Consider the following 4,535-nt stretch of genomic DNA (forward strand, 5'->3'; position numbering starts at 1 on the left):
GCTTATATCTTATGTATTAAGAGTAAAAAGTTGTTTCAAAATGTTAATGGTAGAAGCCATACTCCCGTCCTGTAACGCTTTCCAAGCATAAAAGTCACAATTGACACATATCCATACATCTTATACTTTTGGCTAATGTTGCGTTTGTCGTAACAAAACTGAAATGTGACTTGCCTTTCACCCACGAAATGGGAATAGGTCGCATTTACAAATAATTAAAAAAACTTCTAGGGTAAATGGAATTAGCCGCAAGGAACTTCTGTTTATTCTGAAGGCTCAATTCCAGGGAACAAACATGGAAAACAGGAACACACTAAATAGATTATCTCAAGGGATAATCATAGCACTTGGCTTAGGCGCAACGCCTTATGTCGCCGCTCAAGATTCTGCGGAAAAAGACGCTGAGACAGTAGAAAAGATCTCGGTCGTTGGTTCTCGTATACGTACGGATTCATTCGCTAACGACACACCAATTGACATTATTTCCGTTGCAGATGCAGAAAATCAGGGTCTTAAGTCGTTAGGAGAGTTACTTCGGACGAGCACAGCAGCTGCAGGTTCTAACCAAATTACCGCCGCGCTAACAGTTGGTTATGTAACCGATGGTGGGACTGGTTCAGAGACAGTAGGTCTTCGCGGTCTCGGCCCAAATCGTACTCTAATTCTATTGAACGGACGCCGTGCGGGCCCTGCAGGTACTCGAGGCGCTGTTTCTTCTTTTGATCTAAACAGTATTCCTCTTTCAGCAGTGGAACGGATTGAAGTATTAAAAGACGGTGCATCTGCACTATACGGCTCAGACGCGGTCGCTGGTGTAATTAACATCATTACCAAAAAAGGTGATGAAAAGACAATAAACGTTGATATTAGTCAGCCTATGGAGTCTGGTGGCGAAGACCGTCGAGTAAACATATCGTTCGGAGAAGAATATGCTGAAGGATCGTTCCGAGTAACCGCTGATTACCGTAAAGTTTCTATGCTAAGCCGAGGTGATCGAGATTACTTAAATTGCACTGAGCGACTTCAATTCGCAGCTGACGGTTCACGAAATGATCCTATCGACCCTCGTACTGGTGATTACCACTGTTCAGAAACGGGGTATGGTCTTTGGCTTTACGGACCCGTTTCGAACGACGGCTACGGGGGCAGCTTACAGGCTGCATTCGACTATGACAATTTTTTCGCCAACAATGGTTATGAAAGCATTAATGATGCAAACGTTGGATTTACCACGCCTGAGGGATGGTATCCAGTCTCTTTCACTGACAATTATGCGAGTGAGGGGTGGTGGGATCAAAATCATCCATTTCTAGGGCAAGAAACCCTAGTGCCAGAAACTCAAAATGCGTCAATTTATGCAACTGGTGATTATAACCTCAGTGATGATGTGACAATCTACGGTGAATTTATTCATAGTCAACGTACCACGAAAACTAATGGTTACCGTCAATTCTGGACCGCAGAGGTTGGTCCACAAGATGCTTCGATAGTCGATGGCTTTGACGGTGCTGGAAGTATTTTTCCCGTAGCACTTACTGACCATTTCTCATCTGAAATCGAAGTAGATTATACCCGAGGTGTAGTTGGTGCAATGGGTGACATCGGTTTCTGGGCGTGGGATCTCTCTTATCAATACAGTCACAATGATGGTACTTATACGCAAGAAATTATTTTCCAAGATGCAATGGAAATGGCTCAAGCCAACTTCGCAAACGGCACTACGTGTAGCGGCGCTGTTACGCCATTTAGCGGGAATACATGTGTTGATATTCCATGGACTGATCCTCAATTTCTTTACGGTAACAGAACACCAGCACAAGAAGCTTTTCTTTTTGGTGAGGACGTAGGAACAACAACTTACGATCAGCAGACACTTGAAGGCTTTATAACGGGTGATGTATTTACACTTCCTGCAGGTGAAGTCGGTGCAGCCTTTGGATTCCAAATTCAAAAAGATGAAATTGAAGATAAGCCAGGTCAAAATACGCTAAATGGTAACTCGTGGGGTCTATCTGGTGCTGGCATCACCGCCGGTGATCAGTTAACTAAAGCGATTTACGCTGAATTTAAGGTACCTCTACTGGAAGGCCATACAGGAGTAGAAAAACTAGATTTAACAGCTTCTGGACGATGGAACGATGTTGATACCTACGGAAACGATACCACCTATAAGCTAGGTTTAAACTGGACCATAGCTGAAGGTTACAGCATTCGAGCGAGTCGCGGCACATCATTCCGTGCTCCAGCGCTATATGAACTATACCTTGCTGAGCAAACTGGTTTCCTTGGTCAGTTAGCTTTAGATCCCTGTTTAGACTATGTTGCAAACTTTGCTTCAGGCGATATTACAGACACAGTGTTTGAAAACTGCTCTGCTGAAGGTATTCCAGAAGACTACGTTCAGGGTGGAAGTTCCGCAACGTCTATTACTCGTGGTGGAGTAGGAAGACTAGAGGCAGAGACGTCAGTTGCTGAAGGTATCGGTTTTGTATTTACTAGCCCGGAAGATACTTACGCGTTCTCAATCGATTATTTCAACATTGAAATTTTTGACGAGATAGACAACCTAGGCGGTTCTGAAATTGTTGATCGTTGTTACGACTCAATTGATTTTGCTAATGAGCCACTTTGTGACCTGTTTACTCGCCGGAGCAATGCAGATACGAATGACTATGGAATTGATATTGTTAATGGTGGCTATGTAAACATTGCTTATCAGCGTGTACGTGGTGTGGATTACCAGTTCTCATACAATGAAGAATTTGATTGGGGTAATGTACGTTTTACTGTTGAACACACTATGCAAATTGAAAAGTTCGGTCTTCTATTCGAAGATACACCGTACAACAATGAAGTAGGTGAGAACGGTATGCCTAAGCATGTAGGTGTTGCACGTCTAAGCTACGGCAAAGATGATTGGAGCGTTACATGGACAGCAAATTATTATGACGCAACGAATGACTATGAATTCTATGGTAGTGAAACCAACACGACGACTGTGAACAATGAAACAGTTACATTTATTGATGAAACTAGTTGGACAACTTACCACTCTGTGTCTGGTTCGTATGCATTTGATAACTTTGATGTTCTTGTAGGTGTTGCTAATGTATTTGACGAAAAGCCACCCCGCATTTCAGCAAGTGGTGATGAAGTAGGGAACGCTGCACGTTTTTCTCAGTATGACTTTATTGGTCGTCGCGTGTTTGCCAATATTACTTATTCCTTCTAAGTTAGGTTAGAGTACAAGTAAGCCCCCGAATATTGGGGGCTTTTTTACATGGAGATAATTTTAAATGAAAGCTCGTTTATCGCTTTTGAAAACGATTATGCTGGGAAGCCTGGCTTTCTCTTTTTCTACAAATGCTGAGGTGAAAACGCCCGTTTTAGAGGCTTTTGCAAAACATTCTCAGTATTTACAAATCAAAATATCCCCAGATGGTAAATATCTGGCATCTACTTCCAGAGATGATAACGGCATTGTTTTCCTTACCGTACTTGATATCGACAAGCAAAAAGTAGAATCGATTACTCGAGGACGAGGTAAGGAGTCGGTTGGTAGTTTCAATTGGTTAAATAACGACCGCTTGTTGTTGGGCATGGTACGCGAAGTGGGTTCTCTAGAACAACCAGTCCCGACTGGAGAGTTGTTAGCAATGGATGCTGATGGCAGTGATAACGTAATACTTACTGGCTACCGTTCTAAAAGTGGTGATACCCGATATTCTCAGGTTGTTGACTTTTTGCCTGACGATCCAGACGCTATAGTTGTTTTTAGTGTTCAAGGGGCGACAAAAGAGCCTTTTTTGGACCTCTATAAAATGAAGGTGAGCAATGGACGAAAAGCATCGTTGGGTAGAATGCCGCTGCGTATGTATAAATCCACAGGAGATAGCTTACGAATCATAACCAACAGCAACGGTGAAGCTTTGGCAATGACGAGCTCAGATCCTAATGAAGATAACAAAGTAACGCTAATGGTACGAAGTTCAGTGGATGATGACTGGCGAGTGGCATTTGAGGCGGAATCCTTTGGTTCGTTTTTCGAGCCATTAGTATTTTTGGCCGATGATAAAACGCTAGTAGGGCTCAGTACAATTGAAACTGATACAACTGCTGTTGCAACCTATAACATCGATACTAAAACCCATGCGGTTTTAGCGGCCCATGATAAAGTTGATGTATTACCTATCTTGCACGCAGTCAGAGGGCAAGTGCAAGAAGTCTTAGGTGCAGAGTTTGAATACAAAGATTTAAATGCTACTTATTTTAGCGACGTTAAAAACGCTAATGAACAACGAATTTTAGCGAGTTTGCGCCAAGCATTTAAGGGCAGTGTGGTGTCTATTACATCTTCAACTTATGACGGCTCGAAGATGATTGTTGCGGTTGGCGGAATTAATAAACCCACGGCTTATTATTTATAGCTAAACCTACTGATTCGCGACCATGGTTAAACGATTTTGAGATGCCACAATCAAAAATTGTTACCTATAAAGCAAGAGATGGTCAAGAATTATCAGGGATTCTTACAT

The 4,535-nt window shown here is 42.5% G+C and carries 2 protein-coding genes; both read left to right on the forward strand.

Translation table 11 applies throughout. The annotated features are described in order from the left end of the window. The first annotated feature begins 295 nt into the window (after positions 1-295). Entirely contained in the window at positions 296-3,232 is a 2,937-nt protein-coding gene (locus tag KL866_RS07135; RefSeq protein ID WP_214994303.1) for a TonB-dependent receptor domain-containing protein, read from the forward strand. Between the two features lie 64 nt (positions 3,233-3,296). Beyond that, entirely contained in the window at positions 3,297-4,427 is a 1,131-nt protein-coding gene (locus KL866_RS07140) for a hypothetical protein (RefSeq protein WP_251139894.1), read from the forward strand. The last annotated feature ends 108 nt before the right edge of the window (positions 4,428-4,535 follow it).

The organism is Alteromonas sp. ALT199 (genome assembly GCF_018619335.1).
Taxonomy (GTDB): Bacteria; Pseudomonadota; Gammaproteobacteria; order Enterobacterales; family Alteromonadaceae; genus Alteromonas.